The sequence below is a fragment of the Streptomyces lacrimifluminis genome (assembly GCF_014646095.1).
GTDB lineage: Bacteria > Actinomycetota > Actinomycetes > Streptomycetales > Streptomycetaceae > Streptomyces > Streptomyces lacrimifluminis.
Window position 1 is genome coordinate 1 of sequence record NZ_BMMU01000011.1, and the last position, 19,941, is coordinate 19,941.

General features: G+C 70.2%; 14 protein-coding genes and 3 pseudogenes. 9 read left to right on the forward strand and 8 right to left on the reverse strand.

Going from position 1 to position 19,941, the window contains the following annotated elements:
• Window positions 1-232: 232 nt before the first annotated feature.
• From IEY89_RS17860 to IEY89_RS17870, 4 genes and pseudogenes are all read left to right on the forward strand, one after another.
• Window positions 233-1,453, forward strand: a complete 1,221-nt coding sequence (locus IEY89_RS17860; protein WP_189148421.1) for a metallophosphoesterase — start codon at window positions 233-235, stop codon at window positions 1,451-1,453.
• A gap of 114 nt (window positions 1,454-1,567) precedes the next feature.
• Complete coding sequence (locus IEY89_RS40690; RefSeq protein ID WP_229695291.1) at window positions 1,568-2,236, forward strand: MMPL family transporter; 669 nt, start codon at window positions 1,568-1,570, stop codon at window positions 2,234-2,236.
• Window positions 2,214-3,356, forward strand: a complete 1,143-nt coding sequence (locus IEY89_RS40695) for an MMPL family transporter (RefSeq protein ID WP_229695292.1) — start codon at window positions 2,214-2,216, stop codon at window positions 3,354-3,356. The genes IEY89_RS40690 and IEY89_RS40695 overlap by 23 nt, the downstream gene beginning before the upstream one ends.
• A pseudogene (locus tag IEY89_RS17870) lies at window positions 3,353-3,631 on the forward strand (2,3-diaminopropionate biosynthesis protein SbnB); the annotation flags it as partial. The gene IEY89_RS40695 and the pseudogene IEY89_RS17870, both read left to right, overlap by 4 nt.
• Before the next feature lie 115 nt (window positions 3,632-3,746).
• Here the strand turns inward: IEY89_RS17870 and IEY89_RS17875 are convergent.
• Window positions 3,747-4,769 (reverse strand): LLM class flavin-dependent oxidoreductase, encoded by a 1,023-nt coding sequence (locus IEY89_RS17875; protein ID WP_189148422.1) that lies wholly within the window; start codon window positions 4,767-4,769, stop codon window positions 3,747-3,749.
• Between the two features lie 129 nt (window positions 4,770-4,898).
• Window positions 4,899-5,368, reverse strand: a pseudogene (locus tag IEY89_RS17885) (aldehyde dehydrogenase family protein).
• Window positions 5,369-5,472: 104 nt separating this feature from the next.
• Here IEY89_RS17885 and IEY89_RS17890 point away from each other — a divergent pair.
• Window positions 5,473-6,288: a penicillin acylase family protein gene (locus IEY89_RS17890; RefSeq protein WP_229695293.1), complete on the forward strand. Its 816-nt coding sequence runs from the start codon at window positions 5,473-5,475 to the stop codon at window positions 6,286-6,288.
• A gap of 97 nt (window positions 6,289-6,385) precedes the next feature.
• On the opposite strand, the gene IEY89_RS17895 is transcribed toward IEY89_RS17890, so the two are convergent.
• Both IEY89_RS17895 and IEY89_RS17900 read right to left on the reverse strand, forming a co-directional pair.
• On the reverse strand, window positions 6,386-7,936 hold the full coding sequence (locus tag IEY89_RS17895; RefSeq protein WP_189148628.1) for an acyl-CoA synthetase: 1,551 nt from the start codon (window positions 7,934-7,936) through the stop codon (window positions 6,386-6,388).
• A gap of 8 nt (window positions 7,937-7,944) precedes the next feature.
• Window positions 7,945-9,087 carry a nitronate monooxygenase gene (locus tag IEY89_RS17900; protein ID WP_189148424.1) on the reverse strand — a complete coding sequence of 381 codons (1,143 nt, stop codon included), beginning with the start codon at window positions 9,085-9,087 and terminating at the stop codon, window positions 7,945-7,947.
• Window positions 9,088-9,270: 183 nt separating this feature from the next.
• On the opposite strand from IEY89_RS17900, the gene IEY89_RS17905 reads away from it, so the two are divergent.
• A complete protein-coding gene (locus IEY89_RS17905; protein ID WP_189148425.1) occupies window positions 9,271-11,049 on the forward strand; it encodes a serine hydrolase domain-containing protein in 1,779 nt (592 codons plus the stop codon).
• 29 nt (window positions 11,050-11,078) lie between these two features.
• On the opposite strand, the gene IEY89_RS17910 is transcribed toward IEY89_RS17905, so the two are convergent.
• The 3 genes from IEY89_RS17910 to IEY89_RS17920 all read right to left on the reverse strand — a co-directional run bounded on the left by IEY89_RS17910 (window position 11,079) and on the right by IEY89_RS17920 (window position 16,281).
• A complete protein-coding gene (locus IEY89_RS17910; RefSeq protein WP_189148426.1) occupies window positions 11,079-12,665 on the reverse strand; it encodes a phytoene desaturase family protein in 1,587 nt (528 codons plus the stop codon).
• Window positions 12,666-13,131: 466 nt separating this feature from the next.
• On the reverse strand, window positions 13,132-15,366 hold the full coding sequence (locus tag IEY89_RS17915; RefSeq protein ID WP_189148427.1) for a serine/threonine-protein kinase: 2,235 nt from the start codon (window positions 15,364-15,366) through the stop codon (window positions 13,132-13,134).
• 57 nt (window positions 15,367-15,423) lie between these two features.
• Complete coding sequence (locus IEY89_RS17920) at window positions 15,424-16,281, reverse strand: oxygenase MpaB family protein (RefSeq protein WP_189148428.1); 858 nt, start codon at window positions 16,279-16,281, stop codon at window positions 15,424-15,426.
• Between the two features lie 459 nt (window positions 16,282-16,740).
• On the opposite strand from IEY89_RS17920, the pseudogene IEY89_RS17925 reads away from it, so the two are divergent.
• The 3 genes and pseudogenes from IEY89_RS17925 (at window position 16,741) to IEY89_RS17935 (ending at window position 19,357) form a co-directional block, all read left to right on the forward strand.
• Window positions 16,741-17,390 (forward strand): annotated as a pseudogene (locus IEY89_RS17925) (MMPL family transporter).
• A gap of 332 nt (window positions 17,391-17,722) precedes the next feature.
• Window positions 17,723-18,529: an SGNH/GDSL hydrolase family protein gene (locus IEY89_RS17930; RefSeq protein WP_189148429.1), complete on the forward strand. Its 807-nt coding sequence runs from the start codon at window positions 17,723-17,725 to the stop codon at window positions 18,527-18,529.
• Between the two features lie 72 nt (window positions 18,530-18,601).
• Window positions 18,602-19,357 carry a DUF3533 domain-containing protein gene (locus IEY89_RS17935; protein WP_229695294.1) on the forward strand — a complete coding sequence of 252 codons (756 nt, stop codon included), beginning with the start codon at window positions 18,602-18,604 and terminating at the stop codon, window positions 19,355-19,357.
• Here the strand turns inward: IEY89_RS17935 and IEY89_RS17940 are convergent.
• A complete protein-coding gene (locus IEY89_RS17940) occupies window positions 19,251-19,826 on the reverse strand; it encodes a PadR family transcriptional regulator (RefSeq protein ID WP_189148430.1) in 576 nt (191 codons plus the stop codon). The two genes, IEY89_RS17935 and IEY89_RS17940, sit on opposite strands and share 107 nt — an antisense overlap.
• Window positions 19,827-19,941 lie beyond the last annotated feature (115 nt).

Here is a 19,941-nt window from a genome sequence, read left to right on the forward strand (position 1 = left end):
ACCGCCGCCACAGTCACTACGAACGCCACAAATCACCTGTAAACCAGATCAGTTGCTCTCTTAGAGGCAATGCCATCAGAGCCGGAGCGCTTCACGGTGTCACCGCGGAGTACTGCCATCCCGCAGGAATCTCCTCACCCCAAGGCGGCACCCCCCATGAACGCCCCTCCCACCAGCCCCGGGGCGACCGGATACAGTGCGCGAGACGGCAGCGCGGTCAGAGAGGGGAAGCGTGACCGACACCAGCGACACCCGACCCGCCGACAGCGAGGTGCAAGCTCCACACCAGAGCCGGCTGCACCGCCTGATGCGCTACCTCCCCCTGATCGCCCCCGTCCTGCTGTGGGCCGTGCCCTGCTGGGCGCTCCTATACGCCGGCCAGCACTGGCCTTTGCCCGTCACGCTGGGCGGCACCGCCCTGTTCGTCCTCGGCCTCGTCGTTATGCCGCTCGCGATGGGGCGCGGCCACGGCCGGCGCCAGAAGGACCGGGCGGCGATCGTCGGTGACACCCTGCTGGGCGCCAGCTGGGTTCTGTTCACCTGGTCCGTTCTGCTCGGTGTCCTCTTGCGGCTCGTCCTGACCTTGGCCGGCGTCGGCGAGAGTCAGGACCGGGCCCGAATCGTCACCTGGGCCGTCCTCGGCACAACCGCCGCACTGCTCGCCTGGGGGTACGCCGAAGCCCGCCGCGTGCCACGCGTGCGCCGCCTCGACGTACAACTCCCCCGGCTGGGTGCCGGGTTGGACGGCCTCCGCGTCGTCCTCATCACCGACACCCACTACGGCCCGCTCGACCGCACTCGCTGGTCGGCGCGGGTATGCGAGACGGTCAACACCCTGGAAGCCGACCTGGTCTGCCACACCGGCGACATCGCGGACGGCACGGCCGAACGCCGCCGCGCCCAGGCCGCCCCACTCGCCACCGTGCAGGCCACCCGGGCCCGGGTCTACGTCACCGGCAACCACGAGTACTACAGCGAGGCCCAGGGCTGGGTCGACCTGATGGACGAGCTGGGCTGGGAGCCGCTGCGCAACCGCCATCTGCTGCTCGAACGCGGCGGCGACACCCTCGTGGTCGCCGGCGTGGACGACGTCACCGCCGAAGCCTCCGGCCTGGCAGGCCACCGCGCCCACCTCGCCGGAGCCCTGAACGGCGCCGACCCCGACCTACCCGTCCTGCTCCTGGCCCACCAGCCCAAGTTCGTCGACCGGGCAGCAGCCGACGGCATCGACCTCCAACTCTCCGGCCACACCCACGGCGGCCAGATCTGGCCCTTTCACCACCTGGTCCGCCTCGACCAGCCCGCCCTCGCCGGCCTCAGCCACCACGGCACCCGCACCCTCCTCTACACCAGCCGCGGCACCGGCTTCTGGGGTCCCCCGTTCCGCGTCTTCGCCCCCAGCGAGATCACCCTGCTCGTGCTCCGCTCCCCGCACCTGCCCACCACGCCGTAGCACTGGGGCAGGCCATCACATCCGCTTGGAACAGTCCACGAGCGGCTCACCCCGCAGGTGCCGCGCCCTGACTGACGCGATCCCGCTCCTGCATGGACTGCTCGATGAGTCGGTGTGTTCGGCGCGCTGATCGCGGCGAGCGTCCCCCTGCTGCTCTCGATCACCGCCGTGCTCTCCGCCCTCGGTTTCCTCCAGGCACTCGGCCATGTGATCCCGATCAACAGCACCGTCTTCTCCGTGGTGCTCCTGATCGGCATGGCCGTCGGCGTCGACTACTTCCTCTTCCACCTGCGCCGCGAGCGTGAGGAACGGCAGCGGGGCCGCGACTTCAAGGAAGCCCTCCAGGTGACCGCCCGTACCTCCGGGCACGCCGTCGTGCTCTCCGGTGTCACCGTGATGCTCTACCTGTCCGGCCTGTACCTGACCGGAATGGACGGCTTCCGCAGCCTCGCCGTCGGCACCACCATCGTCGTCGGGCTGACGGTGATCGGCTCCATGACCGTACTGCCGGCCCTCCTGTCCGTACTGGGCCACCGCGTCGACAAGGGCCGGATCCCCCTGGCTGAGCCGCTGGCGCACCGCCGCGGGAGAATCACGGGTGTGGGCCGCGGTGGCCAGGGCCGTGGTCCGTCGTCCGCTGGCGTGGGGCGGTGTCGCGCTGCTGGCGGTCGCGCTCCCCGCGCTGGACATGCGCCTGCAGGATCCGTCCGTCACGGTCAGCATGCCGCACACCAACCCCACCGTCGAAACAGTGGCCCGCATGGACAAGGCCTTCCCCGGTGATCCGTCTCCGGCGCGGCTCGTGGTCTGGGGCGACAAGGTGGGCGACCCGGCGGTGCGCCAAGCGGTCGACTCACTGCGCGAGCGGGCGGCCGACACCGACGGGCAAATCGGCACCTCGATCACCAGCACCACGGTCGGCAACGCTCTCGTGGTCAAGGTTCCGCTGGCCGGTTCCGGGACCGACAAGACATCGAACGCCGCCCTGGAAACCCTCCGCGAGGACCTCCTGCCCCCTACTCTGGGCAAGGTCGACGGCATCGAGTACGCGGTGAACGGTCAGACGGCCCAGCCGTACGACTTCACCAAGACGCTGAAGGACACCACACCCGTCGTCCTGGCGTTCGTGCTAGCCGTGGCCTTCACCCTCCTGCTCGTCTCCTTCCGGTCGCTGGCCGTCCCCATCATCTCGATCGTCCTCAACCTGCTGTCGATCACTGCCGCCTACGGTGCCGTCACCTGGGTCTTCCAGGACGGTCACCTCAGTTCGCTCCTGAACTTCACGTCTTACGGCGGAGTGACCAGCTGGCTGCCGCTGTTCATGTTCGTACTGCTCTTCGGCCTGAGCATGGACTACCACATCTTCATCCTGAGCCGGATCCGTGAACGACGGCTGGCCGGCGAGGACCCGAAAACCGCCGTCGCCAGCGGTATCGCCACGAGTGCTGGCGTGGTGACCAGCGCGGCCGTCATCATGGTCGCCGTCTTCAGCATCTTCGTCACGCTGTCTGCCATCGAGTACAAGATGCTCGGTGTCGGGATGTCACTGGCGATCATCATCGACGCGACCGTCGTGCGGGGTGTGCTGCTTCCCGCGGTGATGTCCCTGTTGGGTGAGAACACCTGGGCTCTCCCCCGTTGGATGCAGTGGCTGCCCGCGGCGCAGGACGAAAGCCGCGGCCTCGGAGCCGATCCCCGCTCCCGGACACACGGAGCCCTCGGTCCTGGTGCAGCGCGGCGAGGACACGTCCCCGAGTACGCCCCGGTCCCAGGGATGAACCAGCGAAGGCGTGAGCCTCGAAGGTATGAGTCTCGAAGGTGTGAACCCACCGCTCGTCCGGAACGCCCAGCCCGTCCGGATCACCCAGCTCGTTCGGAGCGCCTAGTCAGGAGCGTCGCATGAGCCCGGTTCCGTCCTTTTCGGTGATCTCGGGCGCCCAGGTCGACGGCGTGCTCAGCGGGCAGGAGAAGGAAGTCCTCCGTCTCGTCGAGAACGCCTACCGACTGCACGGCGAGGGCGCCACGATCAACCCCGACTCCTACTTCCTGCGATTCCCCGACCGGCCCTCGTCGCGCATCATCGCGCTGCCGGCCTCCGTCGGGGGTGACGTCGACGTGCACGGCATCAAGTGGATCTCCAGCTTTCCGGAGAACGTGGAGCAGGGCATACCCCGGGCTGGGCCGCCGACCACATGTAGACCTCACGGTAGGCGGGCCCGCTGATCCGTCTAGTATTCAAGGCGGCCTGACCACCACGGTGCCGAGCCGACCCGCGTACAGAGCGGCAGAACACTCAGCGCCAGCCGAGCTCCGGTGCCACCTGGGTCAGGATGCTCTCCAGCACATGGGCGTTGTAGTCGACCCCGAGCTGGTTCGGGACGGTCAGCAGCAGGGTGTCCGCGGCCTGGATGGCCTCGTCCTCCCGGAGTTGCTTCACCAACACGTCCGGCTCGGCGGCGTACGAGCGTCCGAAGATCGCCCTGGTCGTGTCGTCGATCATGCCGACCTGGTCCCGCGAGTTACGGTCGCGGCCGAAGTAGGCCCGGTCCACGTCGTCGGTCAGGGCGAAGATGCTGCGGCTGACGGACACCCGCGGCTCTCGCGCGTGGCCCGCTTCCTTGTACGCCTCGCGGTACGCCTCGATCTGCTTGCGCTGCTGGACGTGCAGCGGCTCGCCCGTCTCGTCGTCCTTCAGTGTGGAACTCTGCAGGTTCATCCCCAGCGTCGCGGCCCAGACGGCGGTCGCGTTCGAGCTGGAGCCCCACCAGATCCGTTCGCGCAGCCCCTCCGAGTGCGGCTCGATGCGCAGCAGCCCCGGTGGGTTGGGGAACATCGGCCGCGGGCTCGGCTGCGCGAAACCGTCGCCCTCGATCGCCTTCAGGAAAGCCTCGGCGTGCCGGCGGGCCATGTCCGCGCCGGTCTCCCCCTCCTCAGGGGCGTACCCGAAGTAGCGCCAGCCGTCGATCACCTGTTCCGGTGAGCCACGGCTGATGCCGAGCTGCAGACGGCCGCCGGAGATGAGGTCGGCCGCGCCCGCGTTCTCGGCCATGTACAGCGGGTTCTCATAGCGCATGTCGATCACGCCGGTGCCGATCTCGATCTTCGAGGTCCGCGCGCCGATCGCCGAGAGCAGCGGGAACGGGCTGCCCGCCTGCTGCGCGAAGTGGTGCACGCGGAAGTACGCGCCATCCACACCCAGCTCCTCGGCAGCGGCCGCCAGGTCGATGGACTGGTGCAGGAAGTCCGCGGCGGACCGGGTCTTGGAATGCGGACTCGGCGACCAGTGACCAAACGAAAGGAAACCTATCTTCTTCACACAGGCCAGAGCGCCCGGCAGCCACGATTGATTCCCCGCGCCGGCGCACCGTGACCAGGCCAACCAGCCAGTGCGGCCATCGATATCCTCCTCAAGGAAGCGACCACTTCCGCGCCGAGGTCGACAACGTCACGGTGGTGATAGGCAGCGGCGCGAGGCGACCTCCAGACCGGTGGCGATGTTCTCCGTGATGACGCCGGCGCTGAGTCCGTGCGGTGTGTCGTTGGCGAGGGTCACGGCGTCGTGAATGCCGTCGACGGCATAGACGACGGTGGCTGGCCGAAGATCTCCTGCTGGTGGATGCGCATGCGATCGGTGACGCCGGACAGGACGACCGGCCGCAGGAGCGTGTCGGGTCCCTCGGGCTTTCCTGTGCCCGCCAGCATCGTTGCCCCCTTGGCGAGGGCGTCCCCGACAAGCGACGTCACCCGGTCGGCGGCCCGCGCGTCGACGAACGGACCGATGGCGTCGCCCGGGTCGATCGGGACGCCGTACGGCAGCTGGGAGACGCGGGCGGCGAACCGTGCGGTGAACTCCTCGGCCACGGAGAGCTCGACGATGACGCGGTCCACGCGCACGCAGATCTGTCCGGCGTTCATGAAGGATCCCAATAACCGCCGCGTCCAGGGCGAACTCCAACGACAGTGCGTGGCTGGCCAACCTGGACCGGCCGATCACCGGCTACGAGCGGATCTTCGGCCCGGTGCGCACTGCCGCTTCACCGCGTACCCGTGGCGCCGTCGCCGATGTGGCGGCGCTGGCCGCGAAGGGCGGCCTGACGGTAGCGGATCTCCAGCGGCAGCAGTTCGCGAACCGTTCCACGTCGGGCGCACTGGCCGCCGCCGACGCGGCCCGGGCCTGCGCGGCGCTTCCGGGCGGTACAGCAACAGGCAGCAACGGTACGCCAGTTGATGTCAGTCAGGCGTGCGGTGTGCTGGCGTCCTGGGATCGGACCATGAACAGTGACAGCCGGGGGGGCGCTGCTCTTCGCCCGGTTCTGGCGGCAGTTGCTCGGCGCCGTGCCGTCCGCGCAGCGCTGGAAGGTGCCGTTCTCGGCGGCGGACCCGGTCGGCACCCCCAACACGCTCAACACGGACGCGCCGGGCTTCACCAGGGCCCTCGCCGACGCGGTGACGGAGCTGCGCGCGGCGGGCATCCCGTTGAACGCCCGGCTCGGAGACCACCAGTACCTCGTACGGAAGGGTCAGCGCCTGCCGGTCGGCAGCGGGACCGAGTCCCTGGGCGTCTGGAACAAGATCGAGCCGGTGTGGACAAGGCCAACGGCGGTTACCGGGACAACGCGTTCGGGTCCAGCCACATCCAGGCCGTGGGCTGGGACGGCAGCCGCTGCCCGGTGGCCCGCACGCTGTTGACGTACTCCCAGTCGTCGAACGCCGACTCGCCGCACTTCGCGGACCAGACGCGGCTGTTCTCGGCCGAGAAGTGGGTCAAGGCGAGGTTCTGCGAGAAGGACATCCTGTCGTCGCCCGCGCTGCGGGTGATCCGGGTGCACAGCTGACGGACTGACCGACGTACGTACAGTCGGCCCGCCGTGGTCCCGTCCCGTCGCCGGGGCGGGACCACCACGGTCCACACCGCGCAACTCACACAACCGCTCACACGGGCCGCGTACGGCCCTCCCAGTAAGGGTCGCGCAACCGGCGCTTGTACAGCTTGCCGTTGGGATCGCGCGGCATCCGCTCGATGAAGTCGACGCTCTTGGGCCGCTTGTACCCGGCGAGTCGGCGCGCGCAGTGGCCGAGGATCTCGGTGGCCAGGTCGGGCCCCGGCACCTGTCCGGGCGCCGCCTCCACGACCGCCTTGACCTCCTCGCCCCAGTCGTCGTGCGGGATGCCGAAGGCGGCGGCGTCCGCGACGGCGGGGTGGGCGAGCAGGGCGGCCTCGATCTCGGCGGGGTAGATGTTGACCCCGCCGGAGATGATCATGTCGATCTTGCGGTCCCGGAGGAAGAGGTAGCCGTCCTCGTCCAGGAGACCCAGGTCGCCGACGGTGAAGAAGTCGCCGATGCGGTTCTTCCGCGTCTTGCTCTCGTCCTTGTGGTAAGCGAAGCCGCCGGTGCTCATCTTCATGTAGACGGTGCCGAGTTCACCGGGAGGAAGCCGGTTGCCGTCGTCGTCGAAGATCGCGAGTTCACTGATCGGCCAGGCCTTGCCGACCGTGCCGGGCTTCTTCAGCCAGTCCTCGGCGGTCGCGAACGCGCCGCCGCCCTCACTGGCCGCGTAGTACTCCTCCACGCACTCGCCCCACCAGTCGATCATGGCCCGTTTCACATGGTCGGGGCAGGGCGCGGCCCCATGGATGGCATGCCGCATGGACGACACGTCGTACGCCCGCCGCACCCGCTCCGGCAGCGCCAGCAACCGGTGGAACTGGGTCGGGACCATGTGGGTGTGCGTGCACTTGTGGGCGTCGATGACGCGGAGCATCTCCTCCGGCGTCCACTTGTCCATCAGCACCAGGCGGTGCCCGATGTGCAGGGACGCGCCCGCGAACTGGAGTACGGCGGTGTGGTAGAGCGGCGAACAGACGAGGTGCACGTTCCCGCCGAGCGGCTTGATGCCGAAGATGCCGAGGAACCCGCCGAGGTACGCCTCCTCGGGCGGCTTGCCCTGCAACGGGCGCCGGATGCCGCGCGGGCGGCCCGTGGTGCCCGAGGTGTAGTTCATGACCCAGCCGAGGGTGCGGTCGCCGGGCGGCGATCCGGGCTGCCCGTCGAGGAGCCCGGTGTACGGCCGGAATCCGTCGACCTCGCCGACCGCGTACCGCCGCTCCGCCGGGAGCTGTGCCTCGTCGGCGGCGGCGCGTGCCGCGTCGGCGAACCGCTCGTGCGCGATGAGCACCTTGGCGCCGGAGTCGGAGACGATCCAGGCGATCTCGGGTCCGACGAGGTGGTGGTTGACGGGGACGAGATAGAACCCGGCCTGGGAAGCGGCCAGATAGGCGACGAGGAACTCGACACCGTTGGGCAGGACGACGGCGAAGGCGTCCCCTCGTTCGAGTCCGGCGGCGCGCAGCCCGTGGACCAGCTGGTTGGTGGCGGCGTGCAGGCGTCCGGCGCTCCACTGCTCCCCGTCGGGCGCGATGAGGACCAAGCGCTCCGGGTCGACGGCGGCCTGCGCCCAGAATCCGTTGGCGGTCTGGCTCACTGTCTCGCTCACGACTGGTCGCCCCTTCCGTCGGTGCTGCTTCCGTCGGTGTTCCGGCCCGCGATCCGGTTGACTCGGTTCACAGCTTGCTCAAAGCCGCTGGTGAGGTCGTCGAAGACGGCCTGGACGGTCCGCTCGCTGTTCATCCGGCCGACGATCTGACCGACGGGCGTGCCGAGGAGCGGTGCGACCTCGTACTTCTGGATGCGTGAGACCGCCTCCGCCACGAGCAGACCCTGCAAGGGCATGGGCAGGGTGCCGGGTCCGTCGGTGGAGTCCCAGGCGTCGGTCCAGTCGGTGCGCAGCTGACGTGCGGGTTTGCCGGTCAGGGCGCGGGAGCGGACAGTGTCGCCGGAGCCGGCCGCGAGCAGTTTCCGGGTGAGCGCCGTCGAGTGCATGTCGGCCTCGGTGACGGTCAGCCAGAGGGAGCCCAGCCAGACCCCCTGGGCGCCGAGGGCCAGCGCGGCGGCCACCTGCCGTCCGCTGCCGATGCCGCCGGCCGCGAGCACCGGCAACGGGTCGACGGCGTCGACGACTTCGGGGGTCAGCACCATGGAGGCGATCTCGCCGGTGTGCCCGCCCGCCTCGTAGCCCTGTGCGACGACGAGGTCGATACCGCCCTCGGCGTGCTTGCGCGCGTGCCGGGCACTGCCCGCGAGGGCCGCCACGAGCACGTCCTGATCATGCGCGCGGGCCACCACATCGGCGGGGGGCGAGCCCAGGGCATTCGCCAGCAGTTTGATCGGGTAGTCGAAGGCCACGTCGAGCTGGCTGCGGGCGACCTGCTCCATCCACCCCGTGATGCGCCAACCGGACGCCTCGCCCTCGGCCAGTTCGGGCACGCCGTACTTGGCCAGGGTGTCCCGGACGAACTGGCGGTGCCCCTCGGGGATCATCGCCTCGACCTCGGCCTCGGTCACCCCCTCGACCTTCCGGGCCGGCATGACGACGTCCAGCCCGTACGGCCGGCCGTCGACATGCGCCTCGATCCAGTCCAGGTCGCGTTTGAGGTCGTCCGGCGCCGTGTAGCGAACCGCGCCGAGCACCCCGAAGCCGCCGGCCCGGCTGATGGCCGCGGCGACGGCGGGGAACGGCGTGAAACCGAAGACGGCGTGCTCGATTCCCAGTTTCTTGCTCAGCTCCGTCTGCATGGCCGCAGGATGCCGCAGTCCTCCGGACGAGGGAAGACCTTTTCTGATACACCGTCAGATTCTTGGCCACGGCGGCCGGTGCGGCTGACACGCGGTTGACACACACCTCGGGTGACACGAAGGTTTCACCGCGCAGGGCGGTCCCGAAGAATTCTTTCAGGCAGTGCGGTGGGAGGCTCCCCGATGACGGAAGACGCGGCGAGTGGCGGACTGACGCGACGTCAGCTGGGCCTACGCGCGCTGGCGTTGGGCGGAGCTCTGACCTTCGCCTCCTTCCCGACTGGACCGGCCGAGGCGACCTCCCGGACAACAGGCCGGCGCTCGACCCTGCGCCCCGGCTCACCCGAACGAGCCGGTCTCCTTGCCCGGCACCTGGACCAACTGGTCACGGACGCCGAGGCGTTCCTCCATTCCTCTCCCAACCATCCCTGGTACGCGGGCGCGGTGCTGCTCGCCGGGCGTGGCTCCACCGTGGCACTGCATCAGCCGATCGGCATGGCGGTGCGCTATGCGGCGTACGACGAGAAGACGGACACCGGCGTCGAGTTCCCGCCCGCGGAGCAGATCCCGATGACCGAGAACACGGTGTTCGACCTCGCGTCGGTCTCCAAGCTGTTCACGTCGATCCTGGCCGTGCAGCAACTGGAGCGGGGCGCGCTGGAACTGGAGGGGAAGGTCGCCACGTATCTGCCGGAGTTCGCACGGGCCGGCAAGGAGAAAGTGACGATCCGTCAACTTCTTACCCACACCTCGGGGTTCCGTGCCTGGATCCCGTTCTACAACGCCCCGACTCACGAGCAGAAGCTCGAACTCATCTGGAATCAGGCGCCGCTGAACCCGCCGGGCACCAAGTACCTCTACTCGGACCTCAATCTGATCTCGCTCCAGCTCGTCCTGGAGAAGATCACCGGCCTTCCGCTGGACACCCAGCTCCGCGGCGAGGTCACCGGTCCCCTCGGCATGTACCGCACGCGCTACAACCCGCCCGCGTCCTGGAAACCGACGATCGCCGCCACCGAGGACGCCCGCGCGCCCTGGTCCGGGCTCGACCGGGGTCTGGTGTGGGGCGAGGTGCACGACGAGAACGCCTACAGTTTCGGCGGCGTGGCGGGTCACGCCGGTGTGTTCTCGGCGGCCTGGGACCTCGCCGTTCTCGGCCGGACACTCCTCAACGGGGGTGCGTACGGCAGCGCACGGATCCTGTCGCCGGCCTCGGTCGAGCTGATGTTCACCGACTTCAACACGGCCTTCCCCGGGGACGAGCACGGTCTCGGCTTCGAGCTCCACCAGCACTGGTACATGGGCGCGATGGCCACGCCCCGCACCGCAGGGCACACCGGCTTCACCGGTACCTCCCTCGTCCTCGACCCGACGACCGACTCCTTCCTCGTCGTCCTCGGCAACTCCGTTCATCCCGTGCGCAATTGGCGCTCCGGCTCCGCACCCCGGGTCGCCGCCGCGAACAACCTGGCCCGTGCGGTGCCGGTCCGTCCACGCCACGGACGCAAGGCCTGGTTCTCCGGCATGGCAAGCGCGGCGACGGCGACGCTCGCCCTCCCGCCCCTCGCCACCACTGCCAACTCCCGCCTGTGCTGCGCCCTGTGGTGGGACACCGAGCCACAGTCGGACGTGCTGTTCCTGGAATCCTCCGCCGACGGCGGCGCGACCTGGCAGCCGGTCCCGTTCACCACCACCCCCGCCGACGGAACCCCGCAGGAACATCCGGCGGGTTCGGTCACCGGCTGGTCCGGGCGCGTCTGGCACCGGCTCTCGGCGGACCTTCCCGCCGCGCCGGCCCTCGTCCTGCGCTGGCGGTACACGACCGACCGGCTGTACGTCGGCCGTGGAGCGTACGTCGACGGCCTGACCGTACGCGGCGACGGCAGCACCGCGTTCGACGAGACGCGTCCGGGGGACACGGCACGGATCGAGGCGGTGGGCTGGACGGCGTCCGCGAACTGACCCCGCGAAAGGCCGGCCAGAACCTGCGCTCAGCCCACATCCGTCTCCAGTACGGCCATGGCTGCGTTGTGCCCCGGCACCCCGCTCACGCCGCCCCCGCGCACCGCGCCCGCCCCGCACAGCAGGATGTTCGCGTGCCGGGTCTCCACGCCCCAGCGCCCGCTGTCCTCCTGGGCGTACGGCCAGGTCAGGTCACGGTGGAAGATGTTGCCGCCGGGCAGGCGCAGGTCGCGTTCCAGGTCGAGGGGGGTCTTCGCCTCGATGCAGGGGCGTCCGTCGGCGTCGGTGGCCAGGCAGTTCGCGAGAGGTTCGGCGAGGTGGACGTCGAGCTGGGCGAGGGTGGATTTCAGGAGCTCGTCCCGGACGGCGTCGTTGTCGCGAGCGAACAGCCGTGCGGGCGTGTGCAGGCCGAAGAGGGTCAGCGTCTGGTAGCCCTGCTCGACGAGGTCCGGGCCGAGGATCGTCGGGTCGGTGAGCGAGTGGCAGTAGATCTCGGACGGCGGCGCCGCGGGCAGGTCACCGGCCGTCGCCTGGGCGTGGGCGGCGGCCAGTTGCTCGTACCCCTCGGCGATGTGGAAGGTTCCGGCGAACGCCTCGCGCGGGTCGACGGACGTGTCCTTGAGCCTCGGCAGCCGGGTGAGCAGCATGTTCACCTTGAGCTGGGCACCCTCGGCGGGGTTCGGCGGCGCCTCCCCCGTCAGCGCGGCCAGTTCCTGCGGCGAGGCGTTCACCAGGACGTGCCGGGCGCCGACCGTGCCCTCGCCGTCAGCCGTCCTGTACGTCACCTCGGCGGCGCGGCCGTCCGTGTCCACCCGCACTGCCTCGTGGCCGGTGGCGAGCACGGCGCCCGCGTTCCGGGCGGCGGCGGCCAGCGCGTCCGTGAGGGCGCCCATGCCGCCCACGGGCACGTCCCAGGCACCGGTGCCGCCGCCGATGACGTGGTAGAGGAAGCAGCGGTTCTGCCGCAGGGAGGGGTCGTGGGCGTCGGCGAAGGTGCCGATCAGCGCGTCGGTGAGGACGACTCCGCGTACGAGGTCATCGGCGAAGTTCGCCTCGACGGCGGCGCCGATCGGCTCCTCGAAGAGGGTGCGCCAGGCGTCCTCGTCGTCGATGCGGCGGCGGAGTTCGTCGCGGGTGGGCAGGGGCCCGGTGAGGGTGGGGAACACCTTTTCGGCGACGCGGCCGGTCATGCCGTAGAAGCGCTGCCAGGACTCGTACTCACGTTCTCCTCCGGTGAGGCGCGCGAAGGCCTCGCGGGTGCGGCGCTCGCCGCCGCCGACGAGCAGTCCGGTGGGCCGGCCGTCGCGCTCCACGGGGGTGTACGAGGAGACGGTGCGCCCGCGCACCCGGAAGTCCAGGTCGAGATCGCGCACGATCTTCCGGGGCAGCAGGCTGACCAGGTAGGAGTAGCGCGACAGCCGGGCGTCGACGCCGCTGAACGGGCGGGTCGACACGGCGGCGCCACCGGTTCCCGCCAGCCGTTCCAGCACCAGCACGGACTTCCCGGCACGGGCCAGGTAGGCGGCGGCGACGAGGCCGTTGTGGCCACCGCCGACGATCACCGCGTCGTATCGATCGGGACGGCCGGATCGGTCGGGGCGCTCGTGTGCGGGCATGGTTCTTCGTAACACGTGATGATCCACCCGGGCCAGAGCTGTACGGCCAAGGGGCTCCGGACCCTTCCGCCAGATCATGCGGGAGAGGAGGGGCTCGGCGCCCCTCGCCCAGCGGCGTTGCCGTCGACACCCGGTCAACGCTCGGCTTCGCCCGCCACGGGTCCCGGCGTCACCGGCCACGACGGCAGCCGGCTGCGGCGCCGACGCCGCGTCACAGCCCGACCTTTCCCCACTCGACGTCGCCCACACGAGGCCCGTAGCCCGCAGGCCCCCTGCCCCACCGCGTCACCGCCCCTCACCGCCTCACCGCGGCAACCGATGACGGCGGGGCCGCTGCCTTGGTGTCGGACGTTGCCCGCACGACACGGCTGACAGGGGCGAGGGGTCCCATCACCCCCTCTCACCCTCACTCTCACACGCCGCAGCCGTCCTCCGCCCGGCCTGCCGGGCAGGTCCTCAATGGCCCTCAATGGCCGGAAGCCCGCTGCTGTCGCAGCACGGCCACCCGCCGGTACAGCTCGACGGCCTCGGCGCCCCGGCCGAGCTGCTCCAGGCAGTGGGCCTCGTCGTTGCGGCTGGCGAGGGTGTCAGGGTGATCGGCGCCGAGCACCCGCTCGCGGGCCGCGGCGACCCTCCGGTACTCGGCGAGGGCGTCGGGCCAGCGGCCGAGCCAGCCGAGGCCGACGGCCACCTCACGACGGCTGACCAGCGTGTCCGGGTGATCGGCGCCCAGGATCCGTTCGCGGATCGCGCACACGTCACGCGACTCGGCGAGCGCCTCCTCCCAGCGGTCGAGGCGGCCCAGGTTGACGCCGAGACCGTGCCGGGCGCGCAGTGTCTCGGGGTGCGCGGGGCCGTTGACACGGGTGCGGTCGTCGATCAGGTCGCGGTACAGCTTGAGTGCTTCCACGCTGCGACCGAGCCGCCCGAGGCTGATCCCGACCTCGTAGCGGGCGGCGAGCGTGTCGGGATGATCGGGGCCGAGCGCCTCGGCACGCGCCACCGCGACCTCCTGGTACGTCCGGAGGGCCTCGGGCCAGCGCCCCAACTGGCCGAGCGCGTAGGCGACTTCGTACTGCGTGACCAGGGTGTCGGGATGGGCGGCGCCGAGCACCCGGGCACGCGCCGTCGCCACCTCGCAGGCCATGCGGTACGAGTCCTCCAGACGCCCCAGGCGACTCAGGTTGAAGGCGAGGTTGTGGCGGCAGCGCAGGGTGTCCGGATGGTCGGGGCCCATCGTGCGCTCCCGGGCGGACAGGACGGCCGTGTAGGCCTGGTGCGCATCGAAGTGACGGCCCAACTGCCCCAGGACGTACGCCATTTCCTGTCGGGCGGCCAGCGTGTCCGGGTGGTCGGCGCCGAGCACACGCTCCCGTTCCCGGGCCACATGGGTGTACTCGCGCAGGGCGTCGGCGGCGCGGCCGGTGCGGCTGAGGGTGAAACCGACCTCGTAGCGGCTGGCGAGGGTCTCGGGGTGGACGGGCCCGAGGACGTGTTCGCGCTCGGCGGCGACCGCGCGATGCACCTCGCCCGCCTCGGCCCAACGCCCGAGGCGCCCCAGGCTAAGGCCCGCGTTGTGCCGCCCGGCCAGCGCGTTGAGCACCTGGGGTGAGGGCGCGGGCGGCAGCTGCGGTACGGGTTCCTCGGGACGGCCGGTGGCCGGGCGGGCGATCCAGTCGCCGGTGAGGCCGGCCGACGGGTCCGGGGGTGCGGTGCCGATCCCGGCGCCGGTCGCCTTGTGCCCGGTGGTCATGCCCCGGGTCCAGGACGGCAGCCGGGGTTCGCGGGCGGCGGGCTCGGGGGGCCGGAGCTGGGGCTGCGGGGAGACGACGGTCGGCACGTCCAGCGGGGTGGCCCGGCCCGCGCTGATTCGGCGGGCCAACTCCCGTGCGTCGCGCGGGCGTTCGTCAGGAAGCTTGGCGAGGAGAGCGAGGATGACCTGCTCCAGGAACTCGGGGAGCTCCGAACGGTGGCTGCGCGGCGGCTCGGGCGGGGTGTCGCGGTGTCCTATGAGCACCGCCCAGGCGTCGTCGAGGTCGAACGGAGGTACCCCGGTGGCCAGTTCGTAGAGAACGCAGCCGAAGGAGTACAGGTCGCTGCGCTGGTCGACCTCGCTCCCGCTGATCTGTTCCGGCGACATGTAGTGCGGGGTGCCCATCGCGATTCCGGTGCCGGTGAGCCGGGAGGTGAAGCCGATGTCGTGGCCGAGGCGCGCTATGCCGAAGTCGCAGATCTTCACCGTACCGTCGGTCAACCGCATGATGTTCGCGGGCTTCAGATCGCGGTGGACGATGCCCTGTTCGTGGGTGTACGCGAGGGCGGCGGCGACCTGGTCGGCGATGTCGACGACGTCCGGGACGCGCAGCGGATGATGCTTGTTGTCCTCCAGGAGCTGGCTCAGATTGCGCCCGTCCAGCAACTCCATGACGAGGTAGAGCACCCCGTCGGACTCGCCGAAGTCGTGCACGACGGTCACGCCGCGGTGCTGCAACGCGGCGGCCACCCGCGCCTCGCGCCTGAACCGTTCCCGCAGGACACGCGTGAAGGAGTGGTCGTGGTGCGGCCCGAGCGGCTTCAGACACTTCACGGCGACCTGCCGCCCCAGCGACTCGTCGCGAGCACGCCACACTTCCCCCATGCCGCCACGCCCGATCAGATCGATCAGCCGGTACCGGTTCTGGATCAGTCTGGTGTCCGCCATCTCGTGCTGCCGCCCCCGGTCCTGTTCACCCTCCCCTGGCCCGTCCAGTATGGCGAGCTATCCTCCGAGTTTGTACGGCGCGGGCCGCGAGCCGGGGCCGAGCCGTGACATGGCCTGCAGCACTTGTCTGCGCGGGAGTTGCCAGCGAAGACGTGCGGGAACGCAGCGGAGCACGGTGCCGGTGGCACGCAACTGCCGGGTGACAGTGGCCGGTTCGGCTGCGGCTCTGCCGTACAACTCGTGGGCGTGCGGCGGCAGAGAGGCGTACGCCAGCCGCGACACGCGCCGCCACAGCAGCTCACGCGCCGGGACGAGCAGCGGATTCGTCGGTGGACGGCGAAGGAAGTCGTCCACTTCGCGCGCGTCGGCCCCGACGGCCAGTTCGGGCCGGACCTTCTCGAAGTACTCGCGCATCTCGGCCTGGTCGGCCGGTACGGCGTCGGGGTCGAGGCCCACCAGGCGGGCGCTGACCAGGTGTTCGCGGATGTACCGGTCGGCGTGGGCGTCGGTGATCGGGTATCCGGAGCGGCGCAGGATGTGCACGTAGGAGTCGATCTCGGCGCAGTGCACCCACAGCAGCAGCTCGGGTTCGTCGACACCGTACCGCTCCCCGGTGTCCGGGTCGACGGCGGACAGCATGCGGTGGATCTTCCGGACCCGGGCGCCCGCCTTCTCGGCGGCGTCCTCGGTCCCGTAGGTCGTCGTGGCCACGAAGCTCGCGGTGCGCATGAGCCGGCCCCAGGCTTCGTTGCGGAAGTCCGAGTTCTGTACGACCCCGCGCACCGCACGCGGATGCAGCGCCTGAAGGTAGAGCGCGCGGACTCCGGCGACCCACATCATGGGGTCGCTGTGCAGCTGCCACGTCACGGACCGGGGGCCGAACAGTCCCGGGTCACCTGCGTCTTTGCCGTCCACTCGACGCCTCCCTTGTCGGGCTGCCTGAAAGGGCACGCCTTCGCCACGACGTCACCCCGCATCCTTCCCCGGCATCTCCGGGTCATTCCCTCAACGGGCCGTGATGGTACCGGCCATGGGTTCAGCCGCCCGTCCCGGGTTCGGGTGCGGCGACACCGGCGGGGGCGTCGCCTTGCAGAGTGCGTCGCCGGCCGACGGGCACTGAGGAGGACAGGGATTGGTACAGCGGTACCAACAGGCTCCGCCTGATTCGGTTCCGCGGTACCGGACGGTCACCCGGTACCGCTCCTAGGTTGAGATCGCGGGTCAGTCGGGCCCAGCTCACCAATGATCTCTTCTCCTGGTGGGAGTAACTCCGTGGCCACCTTCCTCTATCGGCTCGGCCGACTGGCGTTCCGGCGACGACGCATCGTCGTGATGCTGTGGGTCGCCGTCCTGGCCGCCATCGGCGTCGGCGCCATGAGTGCGCCCGGCACGTCCTCCGGGGCCCTGAGCGTTCCGGACACGCAGTCGCAGCGGGCGATCGACCTGCTGCAGGAGGAGTTTCCGCAGGCTGCCGCCGACGGCGCCACCGCGCGCGTGGTGTTCGAGGCGCCCAGCGGGCAGAGGCTCACCTCCGCCAACAAGGCCGCGGTCGAGTCCCTGGTGGCGAAGCTGGAGAAGTCGCCGCAGGTGTCGGGCGTCTCCGTCCCTTCGCCAGCGGCCTGGTCAGCGAATCCGGCACCATCGCCTACGCCCAGGTGTCCTACGAGGTCGCTCAGACCGACGTCAGCGGCGCGGCCCACACCGTCCAGTCCGAGGTCGTGGCCCAGGGCGAGAAGGCCGGCGTGAAGGTGAGCCTGGGCGGCAACGCCGTCAAGAACGAGGCGACGAGCAAGGTGGCCGAGCTGATCGGCGTCGGGGTCGCCGCCATCGTCCTGATGATCACCTTCGGCTCGCTGATCGCAGCCGGACTGCCTCTGCTCACCGCGATCCTCGGGGTGGCCGCGGCCATCCTCTCGGTCCGCCGCGTAGGTGAAGAAGCCTGTGGCGCGTTGATCAGCGGCATGGGCTCGTCGAGGCAGAGTAGGCGTTGTCGCCCGGGCCGTGGACGCCACCGTTCAAGGTGACCCGGTACGGGCGGTTCGGCGCGAAACGGCGGGCGGTGGTGAAGCCGACCGCGTCCTCGGTGTGCATGCCGTTGAAGACCCAGGCGCTCAGTTGCCGGCGCAGACCGTGGTCGGTGCTCAGGTCTGAAGAGGGAAGGGGCGGTGAGGTCGGCGCGGGACCAAGGCGGTGGACCGCTCTCGACGGCCTCAGCACCTGCCTGAGCGGCGTCACATTGCAGGAAGGTGAGCCCGCGGCTATCCTCCTAATCAACAATGCGACTAAGTGCCTAGTTGTTTAGCGATGGCCGTGTGCCACGTCTATCAGCAAGCGTTGACGAGAGGCGGTCGGCCCCGTGTCGAGCAGTGGGTATCTGCGCTATGTCGCCCTGGGCGACAGCCATACCGAGGGGCTCGGGGACGGCGACGACATCTGTGGTCTTCGGGGCTGGGCGGACCGGCTCGCCGAGCAGGTCACCCGCCACAGTCCCGGCCTGCTCTACGCCAACCTCGCGGTGCGCGGCCGCAAGGCCGGTCAGGTGCGCGCCGAGCAGCTGGCTCCGGCTCTCGCGATGCGGCCCGACCTCGCCACCGTGGTGGCTGGGGTCAACGATGCGTTGCGCCCGGGCTGCGACCTCGACGAGGTGGCCGGCCACGTTGAGGCGATGTTCGCCGCCCTCACAGCGCAGGGCGCCACCGTCGCGACCCTCATGTTTCCCGATGTCGGGCGTATCACGCCCTTGGCCCGCCCGATCGGTCACCGTGTTCTCGCACTCAACGCGCGCATCCGGGAGGCCGCCGACCGCCACGGCGTGGTGGTGGCGGAGACGGCCGCGCACGCGGCGGCGACCGATCCACGGTTGTGGAGTGCTGACCGGCTGCACGCCGGTCCGCTGGGACACGCGCGCATCGCGGCTGCCGTGGCCCAGGCGCTCGGTCTGCCGGGCAGCGACGACACGTGGACCCTTCCCCTTCCGGCCGAGGGGACAGACATCTCGGTCCGGAGGACCGTGGGTGCCGAAGTGCGCTGGGCCGGCACCTTCCTCGGCCCTTGGGTCGGCCGCCGCCTGCGTGGCCGCTCCTCCGGCGACGGCCGCCAGGCCAAGCGGCCGGCGCTGCTTCCGGTGGCCGCGTCCGCTGGGGACACCTCCCCATCGGTGTGATGCTCCGGATTGCGACGACACCGGCGGCTCCTCGTGCTGAACTGCTCTTCACCGGACGAGAGCTGGAGATGAGTGACATCCATCCCTTCGCGTAGTGACGGGCCTCCGCTCTCCCACAGCGGCCTGGGTCTGAGTGCCTTCTCCTACTCGCTCGTCCTCGTCGTCCGCGGCATGCGAGCCGCCAACGTCATCAGCGGCCAGGTGGACCACGCCCTCGGCCACACCCGCAGCGACATGGGCACGCTGCGGATCCACAGCCCGCTACTGCGGGCGACCCGGGTACAGACCTGGCCCTCAGCAGCACGCTCATGCCGGGGATGGCTGTTCATCACGATCTTCTACATCGCCGTAGTGGTACCGACGTCCGGCGCCACGGTCCCCCTCCAGGCACTCCCGGGCTTCCACCGCACCCTCGGCGAGTTCCAGCCCCTGCGTCAGATCACCGGCGTCGTCCGCTCCATCCTCTACTACGACGCCCAGGGCGAGGCCGGACTGCCCCGAGGCTGGGTGATCCTGGGCTTGGGACTCGCGGTCGCGTGCCTCTACGGCTTCGGCGTGACCCGGTTCTACGACCGCAAGCGACTGCATCGCGATCCCGCCGACAAGGAACCGCAGCCGGTCCTCGCTCGGACACTGACCGACGACCCCTGTGAGGCCGGGCTGTTCACGACCGTCCAGCTCCTCACTTTGGTGACTAACTGCGCGGGTGGGGCCGCCGCAGTCAGCCGTCGGCCCGGAGCGCGGCCGTGCGCTGTTCGAGCCTGCGCAGCGCCATGTCCCCCCACCGGAGGTTCTCCCGCTCGAACGACATCCCGCGCAGCAGGGTGAGATACGGGCCGATGCGCTCGGCCTCGGCGAAGTACGCCTCCTCGGAGCGCCCGTCGAGCAGGCGCTGCCGGAGCCGCTCGTAGCGGGCCAGCTTGGCGGTGGCCCACTCCATGCGCTCGGTGACGGCGGTCCGGACCGCTTCCATGTCACCCGCGTCCAGGCACTGCACCTTGACAAGCAACTCGTCCCGGATCACCGCCGGTTTGCCCAAGGGCTCGGCGGTGTAGGCGTGGACGGCCTTCCGCCCGGCCTCCGTCAAGGAGAACAGTCGCTTGTTGGGGCGGCGCTTCTGCTCGACGACGCGGGCCTTGACGAGTCCTTCGGCCTCCATGCGATCCAGCTCCCGGTAGAGCTGCTGAGGCGTCGACATCCAGAAGTTGGCGACCGTCGCGTCGAACGCCTTCGCGAGGTCGTACCCGGACGCCTCGCCCTCCAACAGCGCGGCCATCACCGCGTTCCGCAAAGCCATGGATGCACGTTAGCAGATTAATCAACTAGGTGACTAATGGTTACCCCTTTCCCATAGACAGGCCCCAACGGGCCCTCTATTCTCCAACCCGACTATTCATATTTCGGAGTATCTG

Coding starts and splice junctions, on each gene's coding strand:
- IEY89_RS40695 (WP_229695292.1), top strand. CDS start 2,214: ATGGACAAGGCCTTCCCCGGTGATCCGTCTCCGGCGCGGCTCGTGGTC.
- IEY89_RS17900 (WP_189148424.1), bottom strand. CDS start 9,087: ATGCAGACGGAGCTGAGCAAGAAACTGGGAATCGAGCACGCCGTCTTC.
- IEY89_RS17905 (WP_189148425.1), top strand. CDS start 9,271: ATGACGGAAGACGCGGCGAGTGGCGGACTGACGCGACGTCAGCTGGGC.
- IEY89_RS17910 (WP_189148426.1), bottom strand. CDS start 12,665: ATGCCCGCACACGAGCGCCCCGACCGATCCGGCCGTCCCGATCGATAC.
- IEY89_RS17915 (WP_189148427.1), bottom strand. CDS start 15,366: ATGGCGGACACCAGACTGATCCAGAACCGGTACCGGCTGATCGATCTG.
- IEY89_RS17940 (WP_189148430.1), bottom strand. CDS start 19,826: ATGGCTTTGCGGAACGCGGTGATGGCCGCGCTGTTGGAGGGCGAGGCG.